The sequence below is a fragment of the Pedobacter sp. AC379 genome (assembly GCF_979258145.1).
Genome location: NZ_OZ409839.1, coordinates 4,524,107 through 4,549,575, shown reverse-complemented (window position 1 = coordinate 4,549,575; position 25,469 = coordinate 4,524,107). Strand labels below are relative to the sequence as shown.

25 protein-coding genes are annotated in these 25,469 nt (G+C 39.3%); 18 read left to right on the top strand and 7 right to left on the bottom strand.

Annotation, left to right across the window (positions count from 1 at the left end):
- Positions 1–21: 21 nt before the first annotated feature.
- On the bottom strand, positions 22–381 hold the full coding sequence (locus ACZZZW_RS19825; RefSeq protein ID WP_463496078.1) for a winged helix-turn-helix transcriptional regulator: 360 nt from the start codon (positions 379–381) through the stop codon (positions 22–24).
- A gap of 79 nt (positions 382–460) precedes the next feature.
- Between ACZZZW_RS19825 and ACZZZW_RS19820 the strand changes: the two genes are divergently transcribed.
- The gene (locus tag ACZZZW_RS19820; protein ID WP_055905638.1) at positions 461–1,345 is read left to right on the top strand and encodes an NAD(P)H-binding protein; all 885 of its coding nucleotides are present in this window, start codon (positions 461–463) and stop codon (positions 1,343–1,345) included.
- 55 nt (positions 1,346–1,400) lie between these two features.
- Here the strand turns inward: ACZZZW_RS19820 and ACZZZW_RS19815 are convergent, their stop codons facing one another.
- Positions 1,401–3,011: a family 43 glycosylhydrolase gene (locus tag ACZZZW_RS19815; RefSeq protein ID WP_055905635.1), complete on the bottom strand. Its 1,611-nt coding sequence runs from the start codon at positions 3,009–3,011 to the stop codon at positions 1,401–1,403.
- 349 nt (positions 3,012–3,360) lie between these two features.
- On the opposite strand from ACZZZW_RS19815, the gene ACZZZW_RS19810 reads away from it, so the two are divergent.
- On the top strand, positions 3,361–3,558 hold the full coding sequence (locus tag ACZZZW_RS19810) for a hypothetical protein (protein ID WP_055905631.1): 198 nt from the start codon (positions 3,361–3,363) through the stop codon (positions 3,556–3,558).
- A 10-nt stretch (positions 3,559–3,568) separates the two neighbouring features.
- Positions 3,569–4,393, top strand: a complete 825-nt coding sequence (locus tag ACZZZW_RS19805; protein ID WP_200912272.1) for an endonuclease/exonuclease/phosphatase family protein — start codon at positions 3,569–3,571, stop codon at positions 4,391–4,393.
- A 10-nt stretch (positions 4,394–4,403) separates the two neighbouring features.
- On the opposite strand, the gene ACZZZW_RS19800 is transcribed toward ACZZZW_RS19805, so the two are convergent.
- Positions 4,404–5,354, bottom strand: coding sequence for an alpha/beta hydrolase (locus ACZZZW_RS19800; RefSeq protein ID WP_463496074.1), 951 nt, complete (start codon positions 5,352–5,354; stop codon positions 4,404–4,406).
- Positions 5,355–5,590: 236 nt separating this feature from the next.
- Between ACZZZW_RS19800 and ACZZZW_RS19795 the strand changes: the two genes are divergently transcribed.
- Entirely contained in the window at positions 5,591–6,430 is an 840-nt protein-coding gene (locus tag ACZZZW_RS19795) for a ThuA domain-containing protein (RefSeq protein ID WP_463496072.1), read from the top strand.
- A 49-nt stretch (positions 6,431–6,479) separates the two neighbouring features.
- On the opposite strand, the gene ACZZZW_RS19790 is transcribed toward ACZZZW_RS19795, so the two are convergent.
- Positions 6,480–7,403, bottom strand: a complete 924-nt coding sequence (locus ACZZZW_RS19790) for a helix-turn-helix domain-containing protein (RefSeq protein ID WP_055905623.1) — start codon at positions 7,401–7,403, stop codon at positions 6,480–6,482.
- 138 nt (positions 7,404–7,541) lie between these two features.
- Entirely contained in the window at positions 7,542–8,432 is an 891-nt protein-coding gene (locus ACZZZW_RS19785; protein WP_055905620.1) for an SDR family oxidoreductase, read from the bottom strand.
- Positions 8,433–8,675: 243 nt separating this feature from the next.
- On the opposite strand from ACZZZW_RS19785, the gene ACZZZW_RS19780 reads away from it, so the two are divergent.
- From ACZZZW_RS19780 to ACZZZW_RS19745, 8 genes are all read left to right on the top strand, one after another.
- Positions 8,676–9,275, top strand: a complete 600-nt coding sequence (locus ACZZZW_RS19780; protein WP_055905616.1) for an HD domain-containing protein — start codon at positions 8,676–8,678, stop codon at positions 9,273–9,275.
- Between the two features lie 41 nt (positions 9,276–9,316).
- On the top strand, positions 9,317–9,994 hold the full coding sequence (locus tag ACZZZW_RS19775) for a response regulator transcription factor (RefSeq protein WP_055905613.1): 678 nt from the start codon (positions 9,317–9,319) through the stop codon (positions 9,992–9,994).
- Complete coding sequence (locus ACZZZW_RS19770) at positions 9,991–11,244, top strand: sensor histidine kinase (protein WP_055905610.1); 1,254 nt, start codon at positions 9,991–9,993, stop codon at positions 11,242–11,244. Before ACZZZW_RS19775 ends, ACZZZW_RS19770 begins: the two co-directional genes overlap by 4 nt.
- A 65-nt stretch (positions 11,245–11,309) precedes the next feature.
- Complete coding sequence (locus tag ACZZZW_RS19765) at positions 11,310–12,101, top strand: phosphatase PAP2 family protein (protein ID WP_055905607.1); 792 nt, start codon at positions 11,310–11,312, stop codon at positions 12,099–12,101.
- A 127-nt stretch (positions 12,102–12,228) separates the two neighbouring features.
- Positions 12,229–12,534, top strand: coding sequence for a hypothetical protein (locus tag ACZZZW_RS19760; protein WP_157255356.1), 306 nt, complete (start codon positions 12,229–12,231; stop codon positions 12,532–12,534).
- Between the two features lie 91 nt (positions 12,535–12,625).
- The gene (locus ACZZZW_RS19755) at positions 12,626–13,873 is read left to right on the top strand and encodes a TolC family protein (RefSeq protein WP_463496067.1); all 1,248 of its coding nucleotides are present in this window, start codon (positions 12,626–12,628) and stop codon (positions 13,871–13,873) included.
- Positions 13,873–14,802, top strand: coding sequence for an HlyD family efflux transporter periplasmic adaptor subunit (locus ACZZZW_RS19750; RefSeq protein WP_463496065.1), 930 nt, complete (start codon positions 13,873–13,875; stop codon positions 14,800–14,802). Before ACZZZW_RS19755 ends, ACZZZW_RS19750 begins: the two co-directional genes overlap by 1 nt.
- Positions 14,803–14,804: 2 nt before the next feature.
- Positions 14,805–17,840 (top strand): efflux RND transporter permease subunit, encoded by a 3,036-nt coding sequence (locus ACZZZW_RS19745; RefSeq protein ID WP_463496063.1) that lies wholly within the window; start codon positions 14,805–14,807, stop codon positions 17,838–17,840.
- A gap of 554 nt (positions 17,841–18,394) precedes the next feature.
- On the opposite strand, the gene ACZZZW_RS19740 is transcribed toward ACZZZW_RS19745, so the two are convergent.
- Positions 18,395–19,117, bottom strand: coding sequence for a class I SAM-dependent methyltransferase (locus ACZZZW_RS19740; protein WP_463496061.1), 723 nt, complete (start codon positions 19,115–19,117; stop codon positions 18,395–18,397).
- Positions 19,118–19,208: 91 nt separating this feature from the next.
- On the opposite strand from ACZZZW_RS19740, the gene ACZZZW_RS19735 reads away from it, so the two are divergent.
- The 3 genes from ACZZZW_RS19735 (at position 19,209) to ACZZZW_RS19725 (ending at position 21,404) form a co-directional block, all read left to right on the top strand.
- Positions 19,209–20,087 carry a LysR family transcriptional regulator gene (locus tag ACZZZW_RS19735; RefSeq protein ID WP_055905591.1) on the top strand — a complete coding sequence of 293 codons (879 nt, stop codon included), beginning with the start codon at positions 19,209–19,211 and terminating at the stop codon, positions 20,085–20,087.
- Positions 20,088–20,279: 192 nt separating this feature from the next.
- Positions 20,280–20,963 carry a lipid-binding SYLF domain-containing protein gene (locus ACZZZW_RS19730; RefSeq protein WP_055905588.1) on the top strand — a complete coding sequence of 228 codons (684 nt, stop codon included), beginning with the start codon at positions 20,280–20,282 and terminating at the stop codon, positions 20,961–20,963.
- A 54-nt stretch (positions 20,964–21,017) separates the two neighbouring features.
- Entirely contained in the window at positions 21,018–21,404 is a 387-nt protein-coding gene (locus ACZZZW_RS19725) for a hypothetical protein (protein WP_055905580.1), read from the top strand.
- 114 nt (positions 21,405–21,518) lie between these two features.
- Here ACZZZW_RS19725 and ACZZZW_RS19720 read toward each other — a convergent pair whose 3' ends face one another.
- Positions 21,519–22,406 carry a helix-turn-helix domain-containing protein gene (locus ACZZZW_RS19720; protein WP_055905578.1) on the bottom strand — a complete coding sequence of 296 codons (888 nt, stop codon included), beginning with the start codon at positions 22,404–22,406 and terminating at the stop codon, positions 21,519–21,521.
- Positions 22,407–22,653: 247 nt separating this feature from the next.
- Here ACZZZW_RS19720 and ACZZZW_RS19715 point away from each other — a divergent pair, with 247 nt between their 5' ends.
- The 3 genes from ACZZZW_RS19715 (at position 22,654) to ACZZZW_RS19705 (ending at position 25,467) form a co-directional block, all read left to right on the top strand.
- On the top strand, positions 22,654–24,171 hold the full coding sequence (locus ACZZZW_RS19715) for an alpha-L-fucosidase (protein WP_463496057.1): 1,518 nt from the start codon (positions 22,654–22,656) through the stop codon (positions 24,169–24,171).
- A gap of 30 nt (positions 24,172–24,201) precedes the next feature.
- Positions 24,202–24,675, top strand: a complete 474-nt coding sequence (locus ACZZZW_RS19710; protein ID WP_463496055.1) for an MFS transporter — start codon at positions 24,202–24,204, stop codon at positions 24,673–24,675.
- Positions 24,676–24,939: 264 nt separating this feature from the next.
- Positions 24,940–25,467: an MFS transporter gene (locus ACZZZW_RS19705; RefSeq protein WP_463496053.1), complete on the top strand. Its 528-nt coding sequence runs from the start codon at positions 24,940–24,942 to the stop codon at positions 25,465–25,467.
- Positions 25,468–25,469: the final 2 nt, after the last annotated feature.

Below are 25,469 nucleotides of genomic sequence, written 5' to 3'. Positions count from 1 at the left end.
AAATATTTAATTACTAAAATCTCAATCCATTTTAAAATCCTGCGCAAATGCCCATGTTACCATAGCATCAAGTACTGGCCTTAACTGTTCGCCTTCATTACTAAGGGTATAGGTTACGAAAGGAGGCACTACATTTTGTGCTTCACGGATCACCAGGTTATCTTCCTGCATTTGTTTTAGGTGTTGAATCAACATTTTCTCGGTAATGGCTGGAATCAGCTTTTTCAGTTCGCTATATCTTTTGGTGCCGCTTAAAAGGTGAAATAATATAATCGGTTTCCAATGACCGCCAATTTTGCTCATTACAAAACTTACCGGACAGGATGCTTTGCTAATTTTTTTGTTGGCGTTTAATGTCGAATTTTCTTTAATGGCTGTCATGATACATACTTTGGGGTAAGTACTTGTATAAAAGTAAGTACAAATATACCTTTGCTTATACATTAAAACACCATAAATCATGAAAATAATTATAACAGGCTCTCTAGGTAATATTAGCAGGCCATTAGCCACTACATTAATTTCTAAAGGGCAAAAAGTAACCGTAATCAGCAGTAATCCAGAAAAATCTGCTGAGATAACCCAGTTAGGAGCAGAAGCGGCGATAGGATCGGTAAGCGATGAGAATTTTCTTATCGATACTTTTAAGGGAGCGGATTTAGTTTACCTGATGGTTCCACCAGATTTTTCGGTAAATGATTTCCGGGCCTACATTAAAAGTATTGGTCAACACTATGCTAATGCAGTTAAAGCAGCAGGGGTAAATAAAGTAGTTTTATTAAGCAGTATTGGTGCTCATTTAGCTCATGGTACCGGACCGATAGCAGGTTTGCATGATGTGGAGCAGATTTTTAGCGGATTAGAAAATCTTGATGTGTTAACACTTCGTCCCGGATTTTTTTACAATAACTTTTATGCAAACATCGATCTGATTAAACATATGGGCATTATCGGGTCTAATTATGAAGCAGATCAATCTATTGTATTGGTAGATCCAAAAGATATTGCTGCGGCTGCGGCTGAAAAAATAGCAGAGGGTTTTAACGGAAGGAGCATCCTTTATATTGCCAGCGATAAACGTAAACTTAAAGAAGTTGCTTCAGCAATTGGTACAGCCATTGGAAAGGCAGATTTGCCATGGGTAGCTTTTGATGATACACAGGCTTATGACGGAATGGTTGGCGCAGGTTTACCTTCAGAAATTGCTAAAAACTATGTTGAAATGGGAAATGCCATTAGCAGCGGCATATTATGGGAAGATTTTGAAGCTAAAAATATTACCCCCAAAGGAAAAATTAAGTTGGAAGATTTTGCAGCACAATTTGCGCTTGCCTATAATAGCTAAGTAAGTAATTTAAAAATCATCCACCATGCTTTAATTAGTGGATGATTTTTTAATATTAAGGGTTTTTAGTCAACGAGATATCATCTACATTACACATAGCATTGGCCAAACCATCCGCTATAAATCCAATTTCTACACTACCACCTTTAACCCTTATGTTTTCTACACTAAAGTTTTGCCAGGCAGCATTTTCCTTTTTGATAATATAATTAAAAGCTTTTCCATCACTTAAGGCATAGATTTCCAATTGATTAAAACCCTTGCTATTTTTTATTTTTGCACTGAGCGTGTAAATTCCATCTTCCAGTTTAACATAAGGTGAGGAAGTAATATTTTGAAACACTTTACGCTTAAAATTAATCTTATCACTAATGTTCAGGCTTTTTTCGCCGATTACCATTTTTCTGTCGTTTTCAGTATTAAAATAATTTAAAACCGGAGAACTTGTACTGTCAAGTGAGATGGTATTTCCACTTTCTATTGTGGTTAGCCAGCCCGTTAATTGCTCCTGCACTGGTTTAAAAGTACTTGGAATGTGTCGTCTATCGGCTTCAAAACTTCCATTTTTAACATAATTATTGTCTTTACCAACTGTCCATTTCCCACTCATAGCATCCAGGTTCCATGAGCTGAGCGAATTAAAATAAGGAGTATCGCCATCAAAAGAAATCGGGCACCATTGGTTGTAGCCCAAACCATTACCGGCAAAATTAGCCCACCTATCGCCGCAGTAAATTACGGTTTCCTGTTGGTTGCCTTTTACGGTAACAAAAAATCCAGTTTGCGAAACATGCGCATAATCCTGATCAGCGCCTTTCATTACCAGCATTTTATTGGTGGGTAAGTAGGGGCCTTTAATGTGATCGGCTACCAAATAATAAGCATGCGAGGCATCCCATCCATAAATATTGGAGGCGCACATGTAATATTTATTGTTGTATTTAAACATGCAATTTCCTTCTCTGCTTTCGCCAGCAAAAACCTGGGTACAATCTAAAAGGTTTACCTTCCCATCTATTGCGCCAATTTCTGACACATAAATTTTGTTGCGTCCTCTACCGTAAGAATAAATGAGATAGGATTTTCCGCTATCATCATCGGTAAATACAGTTTGATCACCTGTGTTCGATGTTCCGATCATTTTTTCCATGCTAATTTCCTGATGCCATTTAAATGATCCGGCAGGAGAATCAGCAGTTGCAATTAGCACGCGACTGCCATGTTGAACAAACATGGCATATTGTTTTAAAGCTTTAATGTAGGCCACACCTAAGCGGCCAACCCAGGTTTTGCCAGCTTTGTTTACGCTATCTTTTTTTAACACATCCGCTTCGAATGTCCAGTTTACCAAATCTGTTGAGCTATAGCAAGTTACTGATTCAAATGTATTTTTAGGTTGCGTAATAAATGGTGTATTGCGATAAATATCTGCTTCGGCATAATGTACACCGTACCAATAATATTTTTTAATTCCCGTTTTAGGATCTGCAAATTTAAATATCCCACCACCCTGGCTGTAAATAGGTTTACCATCTTTGGTATTCCAGAAAATATCATTTTTAATGTTGGTGGATTGGGCAATTGCCTGATTGCTGATGCACGAAATTATGTTGATTAAGAATAGCGCAGCGAGGTAAAAGGATAATTCAGGGTTTGGTTTTTTCATTCTTTTAAACTTGGGCGTTTAATTTATTTGGTTAATGGTTTTACTGCACAAGATACATTTCTATCCTATAATCTTTAATTCTTTTAGGTAACAAAATAGGGCTATTAATGAGCGAAGAGTTGTGGATGTTTGATGAGGAGCAGGTTAAAAAAAAGAAAAGGGATTCAATTTGAGATTGATCCCTAATCAACTAACCAAACAAATGTATTCCGGAAACCACGCCGGAATCATGATATAAACGAAAGCACCATCAGATTGTTTTTGCAAACCTGAGATTATTTAATTTTTTTTTAGAAAGAAAAATACAGCGGCTTACCAGAAATTACTTTTGCTTTTTTAGCTTTGTACTATGCAAAATCTTTCCAAGAAGCTTCAGATTGATCTCATCGAACTTAAGGCTAAATACGCCTTCATTATGGATGAACTGGATGCTACTTTTGCAGATGCCTACCTTTCAAAATCGCTGGCGAAACAACGGCTGGCCGAGCAAATGATGGTCGAAATGGAAAGGATACTGAGTGAACATACCGGTGAGCACGAAAATTAACCTGATCATAATGAATATAAAGTTATCCGCTCTTGTACTGTTGGCAATTTGCCTTTTAGGTAGTTGTTCTCCGAAACTTGCACCCACTTCAACATCCCAAAATAGCAGTGCCTTACGCATCATGACGTATAACCTGCACCATTGCAACCCGCCATCAAAAGAAAAAGAAGGTACTATTGATGTAGATGCCATTGCTAAAGTAATTGCATTGCAAAAACCTGATCTGGTTGCGCTACAGGAGGTTGATGTAAATACAAAAAGATCAGGTAGTATTAACGAAGCAGTTTTGCTGGCCACCAGGTTAAAGATGAATTTTTATTTTGGCAAAGCGATAAACCATGATGGAGGTGAATACGGCGTAGCCATTTTATCCCGGTTTCCGTTATCGGCGCAAAAAACTTTTATGTTGCCTAAAAATAACAATGTTAAAGCAGAACAAAGAGTGTTGGCAATGGTAACTGCCGAAATAGAAAATGGTGTGTTTATCAGATTTGCATCTACCCACCTTGATGCGCAGCGGGCAGAAGAAAACCGCATTTTACAAGCTAAAGAAATTAATCGCTTAACGGAACAAGAAACTTTACCACTTATTGTTGCCGGAGATCTTAATGCCGATCCCAGTTCAGAAAGTATTAAAATATTCGACCAGGCTTTCACCAGAACCTGTAGCGATTGTGGTTTTACAATTCCGGTAAACAATCCTGATAAAACCATCGATCATATTGGCTTTAAAAAAGGAAATCCCTTTAATGTAATCTCACACACCGTAATTCCTGAACGTTATGCTTCCGATCATTTGCCAGTTGTTGCTGTATTGGAATTAAAGCGGCTTTAAGTTAATTGCATTACTTTTTAAAAGATTTGGAAATACTGAATGTGCGCTTTTTATGGGCATCCTTAAAATCTACTTCCATAAAATAATGCTTTTGTTTAATGATGTACTGATCAATAAACCATAAAATATCAGGAAGATTTTCTGTCATAGGTGAACCTGCTATTTCATGCCCCATATCTTGCACATACTGAAAGTAATAAGGATAGTTATTTTTTTTAAAAACACGCGCTAGATATTTCGATCCAAAAAAGCCGCGGTTAAGCAGTCTTACTTTATTATAAGGCACAAGTTTATCAGCCGTGCCATGAAAAAGCATGGTAGGGGCCGGAGGTATGGCATATTTTGGTGCGCCTTTATAACTTAAAATAGCCCCTGCAAAAGAAATTACGCCCTTGTATTGGAATTTAAGGGGAAGTTTTGCTGCAAGTAAACTGGCATTCCGTTTATTGTAATCGGCATTTAAAGCTGTAATTGCCCCCGCACTTGAGCCCGAAAGGATAATCATTGCAGTATCTATACCGAGTGTTTTGGCATTTTTAATCAGGTAATTGGTCGCATTAAAAACGTCGGTTGTTGCGGTATCAATTGCCGATTTTAAGCTTGAGGTATTAAATGCCGTAGGAAATTTTTTGCCCTTAAGCCCGAGCCTGTAATCAACAGAAACTACTTTGTAATTGTGCTCAATTAAGGTATTAAAGTATTGATCGAATAATTTACTGTCTCTACGGCCCGTTACAAAGCCGCCACCAAATACAAATAACACCGTTGGTTTCGGCTCATTGAGTTCGCCACGATAATAAATATCCAACTTGAGTGTATTCGAATCCGTTTGAGAAAAAATTTTGGTTTCTACATGGTATTTTTTATCCTTTAAAACAATCTGTCCTCTTGAAGGTAGCCAACAGCATAAAAACAGCAAAAAAAGAATACTTAGCGGGTAAATTTTGGTTTTGGGCATCATCTATTTACATCAATTGTTCGCTAATTAGCCAAAAAAATGGTTGGCTATGAATTTTTAAGCTAATTTATCGCATTTTCCATTGCCTTACAATTGATTTAACAATCTAATTTTAAACAAGCCGTATATTCTGCCTTATTAATACTCGTAAATTAATACATATTGATTTGATCAGATTGAAATAGCCTTTTAGTGCAAGTTGAGTAGTTTTGATTATTTTTATCTCTATAAATACCACTATGAAAAAAGTATTACTGGCTATCGTAATCGTGCTCATTTGTATATTTAATGCAGATCTGGCAAGCGCATTGCAGAAAAAGAAATTTAAGGTGATCGCTTTTTATACTGCTAAAAGTGATTTAGCACACATCAGTTTTGTGCACGAAGCCAATGCCTGGTTTCCTTTAATGGCTAAGAAATACCACTTCGAGTACGATTCTACCTCCAACTGGGAAAATTTAAACAAGAAATTTCTGGCTGATTACCAGGTAGTGTTGTTTTTAGATACCCGGCCGGAAAAGCAAGAACAACGCGAGGCTTTTCAGCAATATATGGAAAATGGCGGCGCTTGGATGGGCTTTCATTTTGCTGCCTTTAGTTTAAACAATTCGGCTATACCACAAAACTGGGATTGGTACCACAATTATTTTTTAGGCTCTGGAGAATATGGTAGCAATACCTGGCGACCTACTTCTGCGGTTTTAAAGGTTGAATTAAATCATCCGGTAACATCAGGCTTGCCTAAACTATTTAAGGCCCAGCCCAATGAATGGTACCGCTGGACAAACGATTTACGCAAAAATCCAGCTATTGATATCCTGTTATCTATCGATTCTACAAGTTTTCCGCTTGGCACAGGGCCCAAGCAAAGCGAAATCTGGCATGGTGGCTTTTATCCCGTAGTTTGGAGCAACAAAAAATTTAAAATGATTTATATAAACATGGGCCACAACGATATGGATTACGAGCATAAATATGGCAATACCAATCAATCACTTTCTTCTTCTTTTGGAAATCCTGATCAGGACAAATTATTAATTAATGCACTTTTGTGGCTGGGTACTGGTAAAAAACATTAAAAATTCGGTTGTGAATTAGGCATTCTTCTTTCTTTTACTTAGTAATTTTTTAATTAAAAGAATGACGAAATTCAATAGGCGAGAGGTTGGTTTTTGTTTTAAACAATTTACTGAACGATTGAAGGTGTTCGAACCCCAGTTGGTAAGCAATTTCGCTCACAGATAAATTGGTTGTAGAAAGTTTTTCTTTCGCCAGTTCAATCAGTTTATGATGCAGGTGCTGTTGCGTATTCTGCCCGGTAAGAGATTTGAGCAGGCCGCTCAGGTAGCCCTGCGAAATATTTAAATTATCGGCAATGTAAGTTACACTAGGCAATCCTTTTTCGCTAAGCAAACCGCTGTTAAAATAACCATCAAGCAAATTTTCCAGTTTAATCAGTATTTCATGATTTGCAATTTTACGGGTAATAAACTGGCGTTGGTAATACCTTTCCGAATACGTTAGCAACAGCTCCAGCTGCGCAATAATTACGTTCTGACTAAAACGATCGATATTGGCATGGTACTCTTGCTCAATGTTAATGGCGAGTGCGTTGAGTATGGTTTCTTCTTTATCTGATAAGTAAAGTGCCTCATTAACGGAGTAATTAAAAAATTCGTATTGTTTTATGGATTTAGCAAGTGTGGTATTCCATAAAAAATCCTGGTGGATCAGGATCATCCATCCTTCGGGGTGCTGGTTTTCGCTTCCTTTTTCATATTCTACCCCAAATACCTGCCCTGGAGACATAAAGAACAATACGCCCTCATCAAAATCACTGGCCTGCTGGCCATATTTAAATTTGGCATTTTTTACTCTTTTCATCGCAATCGAATAAAAATTAAAAATCATGCTAAAAGAACCTTCGGCCATGGGCCGCTTAAGGTCTTCCATATGCACCACACTAATGAGCGGGTGTGCCGGTTTAGGCAAACCCGCTGCACGTTGATATTCGGTAATGCTACTGAAACGAAAAAGCTGTTGGTTGTTCATAACATTAATAAAGTTCGTAATTTTTAGGGTAAGCTTCAGCAAACGCTGTCAATTTTATCCTTACATAATTAATCTGCAACTAATATCTAGTTAAGGATGCGCCAACATTTACTATAAATTACCGAATGCAGGTTTCATTTATTTTGTATAAATACCATTCTCAATATCGGCCATTAGTGTTGGTTGTGAAGGATGCCAGTTCAATTGATCCTGCGTCCATTTACTCGATGCCGGGCAATCTATAGCAGCCATGTGTGAAAACCAGCCAAAGTGTTCGGCAGCTGCTTCTTCGGGTATTGATACGGCCGGGATATTGAGTTGTTTACCAATTGCTTCGGCTATCTCTTTTACCGTAATGGCTTCTTCAGCCAATGCATGAAAGCGCACGCCCGGTGTAGTGTTTTCTAAAGCAAGGCGGAATAAACGGGCTGCATCAAGGCGGTGTACAGCATTCCATCGGTTAAGTCCGTTGCCAATATAGGCAGAAACTCCTTTTTCGCGGGCAATATTAATCAATATAGGAATAAACCCATGTAAATCATCCTCGCCATGTACCGATGGAGATAAGCGCATAACTGATGTAAGTATACCCTTTGCAGCTAAAGCATCTGCAGCCTGTTCAGAAGCCCTTGGCCATGCAGGATTAAATGGAGGAATAATATCTTCTGTAGCCAATTTGCCCTGACTTACCAGTGCGCTACCTGAAGTTACGATAAGTTGGCGTTGCGTACCTGCAAGTACTTCGCCAATGGTTTCGATGGCTTTTTCGTCTATCTTGCAAACTTCTGCAAACCTGGTGAAATCATGGATAAAGCCGGCATGAATTACGGCATCTGCTAAAGCAGAACCACTTTTTAAGCTTTCAAGATCTTCTAAATCACCTCGGTGAACTTCTGCACCGGCGGCAAGCAATTTTTGAGCTGATGCATCTGACCGGGCCAAACCCAATACCTGATGACCGTTTTTAATTAATTCCTGCACAACTGCAGTACCAATGAAGCCTGTAGCTCCTGTAACAAATACACGCATGATTATTTTTTCTTTTGTTGATACAAATATCAACACCTTTTAGGAACAGCATTTATCCAAATCTGAGTTTGGTTTAGCCTAAACCACTTTATTAAAAATAACGAAGCAGATCATTTGGCTGAAACCAACTCATGCAACCGGAATTTACAACTGAATTGATTTGTTGATATAAAGTATAATTACACCCACTACAGATTTTCTCCAGATTTACTTTTTATTATTGCGTTAGATATATTAATGTAAATGCATTACATAGCCGATCAATTACTAACCAGGGTAGCAACATTTGTAGAAGACCGTTTAAAAAACAGGCTTTCGCAAAAAATGTATTTCCACAATCTAGACCATACTTTACTGGTAGTTAAGGGTGTGGAGGAGATCAGCCGGCACGTTGGGCTTACGGCGGCCGACCGCCTGGTGGTGGTGCTTGCAGCTTATTTACACGATTTAGGTTATACCGAAAAATATATTGGGCATGAGGAAGCCAGTGCAGCTATTGCGGCCCGATTTCTTACAGAAAATAACTTTGATCAGGACAGGATTGAACTCGTGGGCGAATGCATTATGGCTACGCGTTTTCCGCAATACCCTAAAAATGAACTCGAAATGGTGATCTGTGATGCAGATTTTTACCATTTTTCTTTACCTAATTACCAGGATTATGCCGATAGATTAAAAGCGGAATGGGAAGAAAACCTCGGATTGGTGTATCCAAATACTACCTGGGATGCATTAAACCTGGAAATGCTCAGCAGGCACGAATATTTTACCCCTTACGGCAAAAAAACTTTGCAAGAAAGGAAAATGTTGAATATTAATAAACTAACCGACCGGATTGGTTAAGCTTTACTTTAAAATTTGGGCATAATTTAATAATTTACACCATGAAAATTTTGGTTGTTGAAGATGAACAAGCACTTTACGAAAGTATTCTGGCCTATTTTACCGGTGAGGGTAATATTTGTGAGCTTGCAACCAACTTTGCTTCCGCATCAGAAAAAATAGCCCTTTACCATTACGATTGTATTTTGCTAGACCTCGGCTTGCCTGATGGGGAAGGGCTTGAACTGTTGACACAATTGAAAAGTATTAATAAAAAAGATGGAGTTCTGATTATTTCGGCAAGGCACTCGCTTGATGACCGTTTGGCCGGACTTGATTTAGGCGCTGATGATTACCTGGTAAAACCTTTTCACCTTTCGGAGTTAAAAGCACGGGTAAGTGCAATTGTTAGAAGAAAGAATTTCGATGGCAATAACCTCATTATCTTCAATGAAATTAAGGTTGATGTTGCTGCAATGAAAACAACCGTAAATGAGCAACCTGTTGTTTTAACTAAAAAAGAGTTCGATTTATTGGTGTATTTTCTTTCCAATAAAAACAAAGTGGTTACTAAAAATGCAATGGCCGAACACCTTTGGGGCGATGAGATGGACCTGTCAGATGATTTCGACTTTATTTATACCCACGTAAAAAATTTAAAAAAGAAGCTCAGCGAGGCTGGTGCAAAAGATTACCTGCGTTCGGTTTACGGTATCGGTTATAAATTTAGCAGCCAATGAAACTCGCTACCCGTTACAACAGGGTAAACATCATCACTTCCATTATCGTGCTGATTATTACCGGGATTATTTATTACCTCGTTATCCACCTTATTTTAACCAATAAACTGGATAAAGACCTTGCCGTTGAAGAAAACGAAATCAGGCAGTATACCAATACCTATAAAAAACTTCCGCTTCCTGCCAGTTATCTCGATCAGCAGGTTGCTTACAGCAAGCCAAAGGGTGATACAACCGATGTGCGCGAATTTAACTTTACCACTTATTTTAATGCCAAGGAAAAAGAATACGAGCCGGGCAGAAGCCTGATTACCACCGTAAACCTTGATGGAAAAACGGTAATTGTAACCATTACCAAATCGCGTGTCGAATCAGAAGATCTGGTGCGGATTATCTTATTAATCACCATTGGCATAACCGTATTGCTTCTGTTTTCGCTCTTGCTGATTAACCGCTTGGTACTGAACAGACTTTGGAAACCCTTTTACGTTGTGCTTAACCGCATGAAAGCTTTTGAGGTTGCCCGTATGGATGATATTATTGAAGAACCAACGCGGATTGATGAATTTAACGAACTCAATAAATCGGTAAATGCAATGGCCAGGAAAGTGAAACAGGATTATAAAGAACTGAAAAGTTTTACCGATAATGCCTCACATGAAATGATGACACCCCTGGCCGTAATCAATTCGAAACTGGATTCGCTCCTGCAAACAGAATCTTTTACCGAGCAGCAGGGAGCGTTACTGCAAGATATTTACCAGGCCACAGGCAGGCTTTCCAGGTTGCACCAATCTTTATTGCTTTTGGCGAGGATTGAAAATAACTTAATAGCTGACCTTCAGGAAATCGACTTAAAAGAAATGATTGAAGCAAAAATCCGTCAGTTTCATGAACTTTTTGGTAGAGACGGTTTAATTGTAACCCTAAATTTAACTGAACGGAAGGTAACCATGAGCCGCTACCTGGCCGATATTTTATTAAACAACATTTTTAGCAACGCCTTAAGGCATAATATTAATGGCGGCAGGATAGAAGTTGAATTAACGCAAGAAATATTTACCGTATCCAATACCGGTAAAACCTTAAATATTCAAAACCGCATGTTCGATCGATTTTCAAAGTCGACAGAATCTGAAGGAATGGGACTTGGATTGGCCATTAGTAAACAAATCTGCAATCTTTACGGGTTCGATATTGAATATAGCCATAAAGAAAACCTGCATATTTTTTCAATTAATTTAGGATAAGGCACTTCACTACAGAATTGCTACATAATTGCCTTATAGTTTTGATTAATAATTAAAACTACATCATGCGCAGAATATCCCTTTTTGTCTTGTTATTTACCATTACAACATCAATTTGTTCCGCACAGGTGATTGATTCTGTAGCAAAACTTCCAGCTGATTCTGCAGGAAGATGGTATGCCGGAAATCCGATTGCAAAAACCAAATTTAGGCCAGTGGTTTTTATTGCCCCTGTGGTATTAATGGGTTATGGTTTTGCAGCAGTTTACGATCATGGCCCACTTAAGCAGCTTGATGTTAGCACCAGGGCCGAATTGCAGGAAGACCACCCGCTTTTTGCCGCCCATGTTGATGATTATTTACAACTGGCACCGGCTGCGGCAGTGTATGCCCTTAATTTATCGGGTATAAAAGGCAAACACAATCTTTTCGATGCCTCTATGCTCTACCTAACCTCGGCTGCAATAATGGGCGTTTCTACCCATTTTGTAAAACAGGGAGTAGGCAGGGAGCGGCCAGATAATTCAGGCACAAACTCTTTCCCTTCAGGGCATACCGCCTCTGCATTTATGGCGGCAGAATTTCTTCATCAAGAGTATAAAGATGTTAACCCATGGATTAGTTATGCAGGTTATTTTGTAGCCACTGCAACAGGAACATTAAGGATGTACAACAACAAACACTGGTTTAGCGATGTGGTAGCCGGAGCGGGCTTCGGTATTGCCTCTACAAAAATTGCTTACCTGATTTATCCCTATATGAAAAGCCTTTTTACAACAAAAAAAGAAGGCAATTTTACATTAATGCCTTTTCATCAGCCCGGCAGTACCGGATTGATGCTTTCAGGAAGGTTTTAGCTGATTAAAAACCACAAAAAGAATTCAGGTTATGCCCTAAAAAAAAATACCACATCGCTTTTTATAATGATGCCCCTGCTTTTTATAATGATGCCCTGCTTTTTATAATGATGCCCTGCTTTTTATAATGATGCCCCTGCTTTTTATAATGATGCCCCCGCTTTTTATAATGATGCCCCCGCTTTTTATAATGATGCCCCCGCTTTTTATAATGATGCCCCCGCTTTTTATAATGACGCCCCCGCTTTTTATAATGATGCCCCTGCTTTTTATAATGATGCCCCCGCTTTTTATAATGATGCCCCCGCTTTTTATAATGACGCCCCCGCTTTTTATAATGATGCCCCCGCTTTTTATAATGATGCCCCTGCTTTTTATAATGATGCCCCCGCTTTTTATAATAATGCCCATGATTATATCAAATGTGCCCTAAAAAGATAACTACAGAATTACTTCATAATTGGATATTAACTTAGCCATATACAACAGTTAAAATTAAAATCTGCTTAAGATTAAAAATAGCAATGAACATGATCTATAAACTGCGCTTTACCATTTTGCTGGTTGTTATAGCTAATGCAGTAAGGGCGCAAGTACCGGTTAAAAGCCTTGATTATTATTTAGGTGAGGCTAAAGCATCCAGTGCGGTATTAAAAGATTATGAAAACCAAAGTAAAAGTGCCGGCATTGATAGCCTTATTGTTCGTGCAACCGCAAAACCTCAGGTTACCGGCAATGGCAATGGCTTATATGCGCCAATAGTACGGGGTTATGGCTATGATGAAGTACTAAGCAATGGCCAGGCCCTCGAAGCCATGCTCACTGTAAATTATGATCTTTTAAATAAAAAACGAATCAATAACCAGTTACAAGGCATAAAAATTCAAAGCGATTCGATAAGGTATGCAGGGCAACTTTCGCTGTTCGATTTAAACAGATCAATTGTAGACCAATACATTACCGCTTTTGCCAGTCAGCAACAGGTAGATTTTAACCGTGAAGTGGTTATGCTGTTAAATCGGGAAGAAAAACTACTAAAAACCCTAACCAGGAGCAATATTTATAAACAATCAGAATACCTTACCTTTCTGGTTACCCTTCAGCAACAGCAACTTAGCCTTAAGCAGGCAGAACTGCAGTTTAAAAATGATTATGCAACGCTTAATTACCTCGCTGGCATAGCCGATACCACACAAGCCACCCTTGCCGAACCTAAACTTGAACGAGAAGCATTTGCCGGAAACAAAAGTTTTTTTACCAAACGCTTCGAACTCGATAGCCTCAAAAATATCAATCTCAAAAACGGAATCGACCTAAATTATAAGCCAAAGCTGGGTATTTATGCCAACGGTGGTTACAGCTCCTCGCTGGTGCTACAACCCTATAAAAATTTTGGCACAAGTGTGGGTTTTACATTTTCGGTTCCAATTTATGATGGCCACCAAAAAAAAATGCAGTACAATAAACTGGCGCTTTCAGCCAATACCGTTGCAGGCTACAGAAATTTTTTTAGTAAACAGCAAAGCCAGCAAATTAACCTCATTAGGCAGCAGATTACCCAAACAAATGCTCTTTTTGATAAAATAAATGAGCAAATCCGCTTTAGTAAAGGCCTTATCGAAGTGGATAGTAAATTGCTCCATACAGGCGATTTAAAGGTGTCTGATTTTATCATTGCCATTAACAATTACCTTTCTGCCCAAAACTTATTGCAACAAACAAATATCAACCGATTGAAACTGATTAATCAATTTAATTACTGGAACAGATAATGACGCGAAAATATTTAAAATTAATTTTTAGTGCATTGGCTGTACTTTCCTTTTTTTCGGCCTGCCGTAACGATGATGCTGCCGCCGATACCGATGAGCCATCTCCCGTAACACCTGTGCAGATTACCAACCCAAAAGATAGCTCCATTGCTCAGTTTGTAGAACTTACCGCTGTATCAGCCTACCTTGAAAAAAGTTTTGTAAAAGCAAACATCAATGGATACGTGCAGCGCACAAATGCAAAAACAGGAGAGCAGGTTGGAAACGGAACCTTACTGTTTAGGCTCATTACAAAAGAAGCCCGATCTATCGGCAATAGCGTAAACCAACTCGATCCTGGCTTTAAATTTTCAGGTGTTTCCAATATCCGCTCGGGCCAGGCTGGCACCATTGTGCAGGTAAACCATCAAAATGGCGATTATGTACAGGATGGCGAAGCATTGGCCACCATCAGCAACCGCAACAGCCTTGTGTTTTTACTCGATCTTCCTTACGAATTGAATCAGATTATCTTACAGAATAAAACGGTTGATATACAGCTGCCTGACGGGAAAAGACTAACCGGAGCGGTTTCTGGCACCATGCCATCGGTAGATTCGCTTGCCCAAACCCAGCGTTACATCATTAAAATAGCTTCCGCAAAAGATATTCCACAAGGGTTAATTGCCAAAGTGAGGTTATTAAAGTTTAACCATGTAAACACACAGGTATTGCCAAAATCGGCCGTATTATCAAACGAAACAGAAGACGAATTTTGGGTGATGAAAATGATCAATGATTCTACTGCCGTAAAAGTAAATGTGAAAAAAGGGATAGAAACCAATGCTTTGGTTGAAGTAATAGCACCCAGGTTTATAAAAACCGATCGCATTATTAAAACCGGAAACTATGGCATTGCCGATACAGCCAGGGTTAAAATACAGAAATAGCCATGAATAAATTCTTTATTTCCCATAAAAATCCCATCCTGGCCGTACTCATTATCATTATTGTTGGCGGTATTTATTCATTTCAGCAGCTTAAAACAGGTCTTTTTCCCGAAATTACCTTCCCTAAAATAAAAATCATTGCCGATGCAGAACTTCAGCCGGTAGATAAAATGGTGGTTACTGTAACCCGGCCACTCGAAAACGCCGTAAAACAGGTACCCGATCTGCAATTGGTAAGAAGTACCACCAGCCGCGGCAGTTGTGAGCTTTCTGCGTTTATGAATCCAGGTGCAGATATTGATCTCAGTCAACAAAGGATTGAATCGCAGATTGCTAAAATTTCTGCAACCTTGCCTGCTGGAGTAAATATTTCAGTAGAAAAAATGAACCCTTCTATACTTCCCGTAAGCGGATACAGTTTAGAAAGCCATAACTATTCACCTGTCGAACTTAAAAAAATAGCTACCTACACAGTAAAACCCTTTCTTTCTCAGGTAGATGGTGTTTCAGAAATCCGTGTAATTGGTGGCAAAACGAAAGAATACTGGTTAACACTCGATGTACAAAAGATGCAGTCGCTTGGCATTTCGCCAGATCAGGTTACCGCTGCCCTTTCGCAAACCAATTTTATTAAATCAAACGGTTACCTATCCGATCATAATTTCCTTTATTTATCGGTAACCGATGCCACCGTAAAAACGAAAAGCGATCTGGAAGAACTGGTGCTCACCAGAAAAGGAAATAGAACCATCCGAATAGTAGATGTGGCCAAAGTGGATATTCAGCAAAGTGTAGAGTATACCCGCATTAACGCAAACGGAAAAGATGGGATACTCATTGCCGTAATTAAACAGCCAAATGCAAACCTGGTTGATCTTTCTGCAGAAATGGCCGCAAAGGTTAAACAGCTTAAAAAGATTCTTCCGGCAGGGGTGAGCCTTAAACCATACTATGTACAGGCCGATTTTGTAAACGAATCGGTTAAAAGTGTGCGCGATAGTTTATTAATCGGCCTTGCCCTGGCCATTGTAGTGGCCATTATTTTTCTGCGCTCGCTAAAGGCCAGTGCCACCATACTCATCACCATCCCAATTACGCTCTGCCTTACCGTAATTGTGCTTTATTTTGTGGGTTACTCTTTAAATATCATGACTCTCGGGGCCATTGCAGCGGCCATCGGACTAATTATCGACGATGCAATTGTAGTAGTAGAACAGATTCACCGTACACACGAGGAACACCCAAATGAGCCAACTGCACCGCTAATTAGCAAAGCGATTGGTTATCTTTTTCCGGCTATGCTCGGCTCATCCATCAGTACCATAGTTATTTTTGTGCCTTTCGTACTGATGACGGGTGTTGCAGGGTCATATTTCCAGGTAATGACCAATACGATGATTATTGCACTCGTATGCTCATTTTTTGTAACCTGGATCGGCTTGCCCGTAATTTATTTACTGCTAACTAAAAATTCGCATCAAAATGCATCTGGTAAAGCGGTTATTGTGCATGAGGTAAAGGCTCAAAACTGGGTTCGTTATTTTATCCAAAGGCCCTATATTTCTTATGGTTTTATCCTGTTCCTTGTTGCATCCATCATTCTGATATACCCAAGGTTGCAAACCGGGTTTTTACCCGAAATGGACGAGGGCAGTATTGTGCTCGATTATGCATCGCCTCCAGGTACATCGTTAGAAGAAACCGACAGAATGCTAAGGGAAGTGGAAAAAGAAATGGTTAAAATTCCGGATGTACAAGCCTATTCGAGAAGGACAGGCACACAAATGGGGTTTTTCATCACCGAACCCAATACCGGAGATTATCTGATCCAGTTGAAGCCAAACCGTAAAAAAAGTACCGATGAGGTAATTTCCGAAATAAGAGCACATATTGAGCATACCCAACCTGCGCTGGTTGTCGATTTTGGTCAGGTAATAGGCGATATGCTCGGCGATTTAATGAGCTCAACAAAGCCTGTTGAAATTAAGGTTTTTGGTAACGACCAGCAGAAATTGCAGCAATTGGCTAAACAGGTAGCAGGTCTGGTTTCGAAGGTAAACGGCACAGCAGATGTTTTTGATGGCATTATCCTTTCAGGGCCAACAGTAAATATTCAGCCTAACTTTACCATGCTTGCCCAATATGGCATTACGCCGCTTTCTTTCCAGGCACAGGTGCAAACCGCTATGCAGGGCAATATCATTGGAGATTTATATGATAAACAGCAACTTTCTCCCATCCGGATGGTATATCCCGGAAGCAGGGTTTTTGGTGTATCGGATATTTCATCACTTAAAATATTTCTTCCCAATGGTGTGGCTGTGCCGATTCAGAAACTCGCCAAAGTTGATCTTCAACCGGGAAATGCCGAGGTAGAAAGAGAAAACCTGCAAACCATCGGAGCCATTTCTGCAAGGCTGGATAACAGGGACCTTGGGAGTGTAATGAGAGATATTAAATTGGCAGTTAACAGCAAAGTGAACCTCCCATCAGGTTACCATATTGAGTATGGTGGTGCTTATAAAGAGCAGCAACAATCCTTTTCCGAACTCTTAACCATTTTAATAGCGTCGAGCTTGCTGGTTTTCAGTGTAATTCTTTTCCTTTTCAGGGATTTTAAGATTGCCTTCCTGATTCTGTTGATTGCTGTATTAGGGATTGCAGGCAGTTATATAGCCCTGTTACTTACAGGTACACCTTTGAATGTTGGCAGTTATACCGGTCTGATTATGATTGTTGGAATTATTGGGGAAAACGCCGTGTTTACCTTTTTGCAGTTTAAAGAATCATTAGATGAAAAAAATATGGATGATGCAATTACTTTCGCCATTTCTACGCGGTTAAGGCCAAAACTAATGACGGCTTTAGGGGCAATTATTGCTTTATTGCCGTTGGCCCTCGGTATAGGAGCAGGCGCACAGTTGCACCAGCCATTGGCCATTGCCGTTATAGGAGGCTTTATTGTTGCGTTGGCACTTTTGTTAATAGTGCTTCCGAGTTTAATCAGGAGGATTTATAGCACAAAAGAGATTAAATAAGAGGTTTTCGACTGCGCTCAGGCAGATAATTAGCGGGTATCTTCGTGATTTGTGGGGTGTAGAAGCTATTGGCGATCGTTCATCATAGCGAATTTATGAAACGCAATGCATCGTTTTTTTAACCACAAAGAACACAAGGGGAAGGCGCAAAGAACACAAAGCTGGGTGGGTATTTGAGTACGCTAGCATTAACAGGCTTCAGTAAAGCGGTCGTTATTGCGCGGTACGAAGCAATCCTAAAGCACACGCTAGTAGCGATCGTTGTAAGATTGCTTCGTCGGCTGAAAAAGCCTTCTCGCAATGACGATAACATTGGGTATTTATTTAAAAATTATGTCACTCATATTGATTTTATACAATAAATTAACCCCCAGGATGACACAATTAAGGGATTAAGATCTATGAATTTTCCGTGCTTTCTGTGTTTCTGTGGCAAATACAATAAAAAACACGCACTAAGTAGCTGTGGTTAACTCATGATTAAGATCCTGAAACAAGTTCAGGAAGACGCATAAGATGATGGTAGACACATGAGGGCTCAGGATGAAACCACCTTATTTAATCGCTCCAAAAGCAGCAAAGTAACCGTTTTTGTGCAGAACTTCGGTTACTGTAAAGCCAACTTTATGCAACAGGCTCAATTGGTAGTTAAGCGAGCGCGGAGTATCCTCATAAGCAATGTAATCAAATACCTTTTGTCTGTATTCGGGCCCGCCAAGAGTTTCCAGGTATGCGCCATATTGTTTACGGAAAAGCTGATCAACCAGTGGCGAATCATGGGCAATAAGATCAGAAATCCAGATGCTTCCACCAGGTTTCAAAGCCCGGTAAATTTTGGTAAACATGAGCTCCCAATCGGCATCACTACGCAAATGGTGAAATGCTGCCGCAGAAAGTATAATGTCGAAATGCTCCTCAGGCAAATTTAAATTAAGCATATCATCCTGTATCAGGTTTACCCGGCCAGTAGTTTGTGCCAGTATCCGTTCCTTAGCTTTTTCAAGCATTGGCAGGCTCAGATCGTTTAATGTGCAGTTAAGATTTGCAATTTTACTCAGCATCTTTAAGGTATAATTACCCGCTCCACAGCCAATATCGAGTAATTCCTTTGCTTCAGGATTAATATACTTTGCAGCCTCTGTACAAAGTTCCATGGTTAAGGGTGCATCAATTGTGGTTTGCTGTCCGGTTTCCAGATTAGAAAAGCGTTCTACATCCTCATCAAAGCGGCTTCTTATTTCTTCAATGGTTGCTTTTTGGGTGTTATGTGGATTCATAAAATATTTTTTTGTTAAAGTTAACATCACTCATCATATTTGTAAAATATTAATTTATGCATATATTGATACTTAATAGGTATTATAAAACATGGAACTCCGACATCTCTTATATTTTAAAACCGTAGCCGAAGAGCTTCATTTCACCAAAGCGGCCAACAAACTTTTCATATCGCAGCCTCCGTTAAGTCGCCAGATAAAAGAATTAGAAGAAGAACTCAGCGTTAGGTTGTTTGAACGGAACAACAAGCAGGTAACCTTAACCAATGCTGGCAAATACTTTAAAGACGAGGTTGATGCCCTGTTTACTAAATTAGCCGAAAGCAAAGAAATTGTGCGCCAAATTCATGGAGGATTAAGCGGCGAACTTAAAATCGGTTACATCAGTTCTGTATACCAATCGCACATGGCCGAAATTTTAAAATCCATGCAAATCGCTTTTCCTTATTTAAAAACAAGTCTGTTCGAAGTGCCTACGCTTACCCAAATCAAAGCCCTGGAAGAAGGGAAATTAGATGCCGGAATTTTGCGCGCACCCGTATTATCAGAAAAATTAAAGGTCGAATCTTTGTTTTTTGATCCCTTTGTAGTGGTTATTCCTTTTAGAGATGAAAAACTTGGCGAAATTGAAGCACTTGGAGATTTCCTTAAAAACCGTCCGTTTATTTTTTTTAATAAAGATTATGCTCCCCAGTATAATGAAAAGCTGATGGAAATCTGTCAGAGACTGGGTTTCCGACCGGATATTACGCACGAAGCTAATAATGTACATTCTATATTGCAACTGGTTGAAGCCGGGCTTGGCGTATCTATTTTACCGCTTTCATTAAAAAAGCAGTATAGCGGTATGAAAATCTCCTTTGTAGAACTTCATGGAATTCCGGTTAATACCGAGGTTGTACTGGCTTACAAGGCATCTAATAAAAATCCTGCCCTGAAATGGTTTATAGAACATTATTTACGTGATTAATAGAATCAACAACAAATTTCACCTGGTTTAAAGTAAATGATTACATAAACATATTGTGTAAGAAAGAATTTTCTCACAGAAACGTAATTTACCAAAATACCGGTAGGGAAAAGAAATAAAAGATATAATATTGCAGTTCCAGACCGTTTAAAAGCGTAAATCAGCGTATTATAGTTTGTTTTTTTATCCGATATGAATATTGTTAATTTAATTAAAACGAATCTCGCGGTACTCTGCTGCGCAGCATTACTATTTCCTGTTTCAGCCATTGCTCAGCAAAAGGAGCAAAAAAGAATACAACAATCCACTCAGGTGCTTTCCGGTTTCGGAAAAATGAAAGAGTCTATTCCCTCCAAATTACTTGAGCTAACCCAGGGTATTGTTGTTGTACCGAAGCTTATTAACGCTGGTTTTGTGGTAGGTGGTAAACGAGGGAGAGGTATTGCAATGGTGAAAAGAGCAGATGGAAGCTGGAGCAATCCTGTATTTGTTACCATTACAGGCGGCAGTATCGGCCTTCAAGCAGGGGTACAATCAACAGAACTTGTGCTGGTTTTTACGCATGCCAATAGTTTAACTTCCATTAAGCAAAGTAGTTTTACACTCGGTGGCGATCTTTCTGTTGCAGCCGGGCCTTTGGGGCGGAGTTCTGCCGTAAATACTGATTATAAACTCGATGCAGAGGTTTATTCCTACTCCCGTAGTAAGGGCCTTTTTGCAGGCCTGTCAGTTAATGGTGCATCACTGGAAATTGATGCTGCTGCGAATGCAACCGTTTACGGAAAAGATATGGATGTAGCGCAGATTTTTGCCTCTCAGGGAGATCCTGATGATGAAATAGGAAAACTTAAAGCTACCCTGACCCAAATGAAATAACACCACCAATTTGGTAAAGTGAGTTTGATTTTTGCAACGTTAAATTTTGAAAACATGAAAAAAACTATTTTAATCTTATTACTTGCAATGGCTGGTTTTTCTGGTTATGCACAAACTTACCAGGCAATTACCAGTAAGAATAAAACTTACCTCGAAACACTAAAAGGTGTGAGTTATACCTATAAAGATGGCGTGGTAACTTTAAAAAATAACGGCAATTACGATTTGGGTACTGTGAGTGTAATCGCATCTTCAAAGGTCGACAGCACTTTGTTCGGCATTGCTTTATTTGAGGAAGGGCTCGAAAAAGGGGCTACCGTTAAAGCCGAGGTTTATTTTACAGTAGGCAATGGTAAAGCTAGTCATGATGTTGCTTTAAAACAGGTTAATCAAAAAGCACTCGTTTTGTCGTTTGATAAAGCTACACGGGCCATAAAATGATTTAACCTTAATTGTTAAGCTGCGGCGAGCAAAAATTCTGCATTTTATCGTTATTGCTCGGTGGATAATCTACATTAGATTCATATAGCCTATATTTTATTAGGTATATGGTTGTTACATTGCAAAACCAACCAGGTAAACCTGTTTCTTATATTCACGCGGTGATAAACCTGTAATTTTTTTAAAGGATTTAGAAAAGTAGGAAAGCGATTCGAAGCCTGTTTGAATGGCAATTTCAGAATATGTTAACTGGCTTGTGGCCAACAGATGCTGCGCGCGCTCAATACGCTTGCCAAGGATGTAATTTACCGGTCGTTCACCTGTAAAAGCTTTAAACTGCCTTGAAAAATAATCGGGATGCTGGTTAACGCGTGATGCCAGTGCGGTTACAGATAGTTCTTCGTGCAGGTTAACCAGGATATGGCCAATTGTTTCAGCAATTTTTAGCGGCGCATGATGCATTCCATGTGCCTGATGCTGCTGGCCCTTTAAAAAACGGCCCATTAGCTGTAATAAAATGCCCTGAGTTTCGAAATAACTGGCCAGGTTTTGCCTGTTGTTAAGTTCTTGGTATTCTTTATAATAAATATTTTTTTCGTATACCTTAGGGTCGTCAGACCTGTTGATCCCGCGACCGGGATTAATTTCCAGAAGCCTTTTAAAAAGATCAATATCCATCGAAGTTGCCTTTACTTTTGTAAGTGCCCGCCGCTGTGCAAAAAGGGAAACCCCATCTGCAGATTCTTCAAAAAACTGAACGAAATACTGACTTAAATAATCTTTACACTTCAGATTACACAGCGTAAAGCTTGGGATAATGTATAAATATCCTGGTTCAAGTGTCAATACATCGCTTTGATCCGAAACTTCGCCCAAACCGTTATCTATATAATAAATCCGATAGTAGGGGCTGATTACATTTTTGTAATCCCACTTCGAGGTCAGTTTTACATAATCTACATTCAGCAGGGAAAAAGTGTTCTGCAATATTCTTTTGATCATTAGTTAAATGTCGGATTTTTACAACAAAAAGTCTAATTTTTCCAATTTTAGCACGGATGAGTTACCTAGCTTTGGTAAAGTTAACCAAATATAAAACCAAGTTGCGAATGCGATTTTGATCTGTTATTCAATACCAAACTTCAAAAAATAAAAGAAGCTTTCTGCATTATCATTAAGCAGTTTACCCGGCTACCTGTTATTAATAACCTTAAAAAGACCGTAACCATAATATTTAACTAACCAGGAAATGAAAAAAACATTATTATTCAGCTTTACGCTTGCGTTTTTGGCACTTAGCAGCCTTGCACAACAAAAAGAGACAAAGGTAGAACAGGGAAAATTTAAACCTACTGACGAATCGTTAAAACAGTATAAGTATCCGGAATGGTTCCGTGATGCGAAATTCGGAATATGGTCGCATTGGGGCCCGCAGGCAGTTCCGAGGCGGGGAGATTGGTATGCCAAAAATATGTATGTACAGGGCAGCGATCAAAATAAGTACCATGTGGCCACTTATGGTACGCCTTCCAAGTTTGGTTATAAAGATATTATTCCATTATGGAAAGCAGAAAAATGGAATCCTGATCAATTGATGGCACTTTATAAAAAAGCCGGCGCAAAATATTTTGTATCCATGGGCTCCCACCATGATAATTTCTTTTTATGGAACTCAAAAATCCATAAGTGGAATTCGGTAAATATGGGGCCACATAAAGATGTTGTAGGATTATGGCAAAAAGCTGCTCAAAAAGAAGGTCTTCGCTTTGGCGTTTCCGAGCACCTTGCGGCTAGTTTTAACTGGTTTCAGGCCAGTCATGGTGCAGATAAAGATGGCCAGTTTGCGGGTGTTCCTTATGATGGGCGTAATCCTCAGTATGCCGACCTTTATCATTTGCCTGCAGATTCCAGCAATGTTCAGGAATGGCTGACAAATAATGCTGGCTGGCACAAAAAATGGTTGGAAAATGTAAACGAACTTATTGATTTGTATCATCCTGATTTGCTTTATTCAGATAGTAAACTTCCTTTTGAAGATACCGGAAGAAATATGTTAGCGCATTTTTACAACCAGGATATCGCAAAAAATAAAGGTAAACTCGAAGCTGTTTATACCCCTAAAGAACCTTCAGAAGGTAAGTGGGCACAAGATGTAGAACGTGGTGTGTTGGATTCTATCAGCGAGTTTCCATGGCAAACAGATACTTCCATTGGAGATTGGTATTACCGAACAGGGCAACGTTACAGAAGCGCAAATGAAATTGCCCAGTTACTGATTGATATTGTAAGCAAAAACGGTAATTTATTAATTAATGTGGTGCAAACCCCAGAGGGAGACCTCGAGCCGGATGTGGTAAAAATTGTAACTGAAATTGGCGAGTGGACCAAACTAAACGGAGAAGGTATTTATGGTACAAGGCCATGGAAAGTATATGGGGAAGGACCATCAACCATTAAATCCAATCAAAAGAAAGGGCGTTTTGGCGGCCTAACTGATACCCGCGAATACCTGTCCAGTGATATTAGGTATACCACCAAAAACGGCAACCTATTTGCTTTTTGTTTAAATATTCCTCAAGGAGAGATTAGATTGAATTTACTTGGTGCAAAATCCAAATACCTGGATCATGCTATTGCCTCTGTTAGCCTGCTTGGCAGCAATAAAAAGTTAAAATGGGTGCAAGAGGATGATGCGCTTGTGATTACCAAACCAGCAGATTATCCGTTGTGGCAGGTAACGGGTTTCAAAATTGAATTTAAAAAATAGGTTTAACAACCATAATCTCTTTCCAAACAAATGAAAACCAAAAACATCGGTCTGGCGGTAATACTAATTACCTCCCTATTTTTTCTATGGGGTTTTGCCCATAATCTCGACCCAATATTAATTCCGCATTTAAAACGCTCTTTCACCCTCACAACCGTTCAGGCAACCCTTGTAGATTCGGCTGTTTTTATTGCTTATTTCATTATGGCACTGCCCGCAGGTATAATCATGAAAAAATATGGCTATAAAACAGGGATCATTATCGGGTTGCTGATCTTTTCGACAGGATGTTATCTTTTTTTGCCAGCTGCCGCCGTACAGTCGTATACATTTTTTTTAATGGCACTTTTTATTATCGCCTGCGGCCTTACTATATTGGAAACAGCAGCAAATCCATACATTTCTTTAGTTGGGCCACCAGAAACTTCTACTTTTAGGTTAAACCTGGCACAGTCATTCAATGGCTTAGCCGCTTCATTGGCACCAATTATTGGGGTAAACTGATTTTACTTAAAGGTGTTCCAGATAGCGAACTTGCAAAAATGACCCCTGCTTTAAAAGCATCAACACTGGCCTCAGAGGCAGCTTCTGTTCAAGTTCCGTACTTTGTGCTCGGCAGTATTCTCTTAATTCTGGCTATTGTGTTCTTTTTCATTAAACTGCCGGATATCCGCACAAAAGTGGAAGGAACTGCCCAAAAAAGTTTTTGGAGCGTGTTTAGGCATAGCCAGTTATCGTGGGGAATTGTGGCGCAGTTTTTTTATGTAGGTGCACAAGTTTCTGTTTTTAGTCTGTTTATCCTATGCTACAAAATCTGCAGGTATTTCCGAAGAAAAAGCCACCTATTACCTGGGTATCTGTGGTTTTGCCTTTTTAACAGGCAGATTTTTCACCACTTTCTTAATGCGCTTTTTTCGGGCTCATAACCTGCTGGCCATTTACGCTTTTGTTAGTTTACTGTTGTGCGAAGTGGCCATTATAGGTACGGGGATGGTAACCATATATGCGGTAATAGCCATCTGCTTTTTTATGTCGGTAATGTTCCCAACCATATTTTCTTTGGGTATAAAAGGGCTCGAATCCGATACTGAATTAGGCAGCAGTCTTATCATTATGTCGATAGTAGGAGGGGCCGTTCTGCCAAGAATTTTCGGGTATTTAAGTGATGAAACCGGAAATATACAAAATGGCTACTACGTACCCATGGCATGTTTTGCGGTTATCGTGCTATTTGGCTTAAAAGGGCACCGGAGTAAAGGAAAAAGTACAATTAACGAACCCTCACAGATTTTATAAAA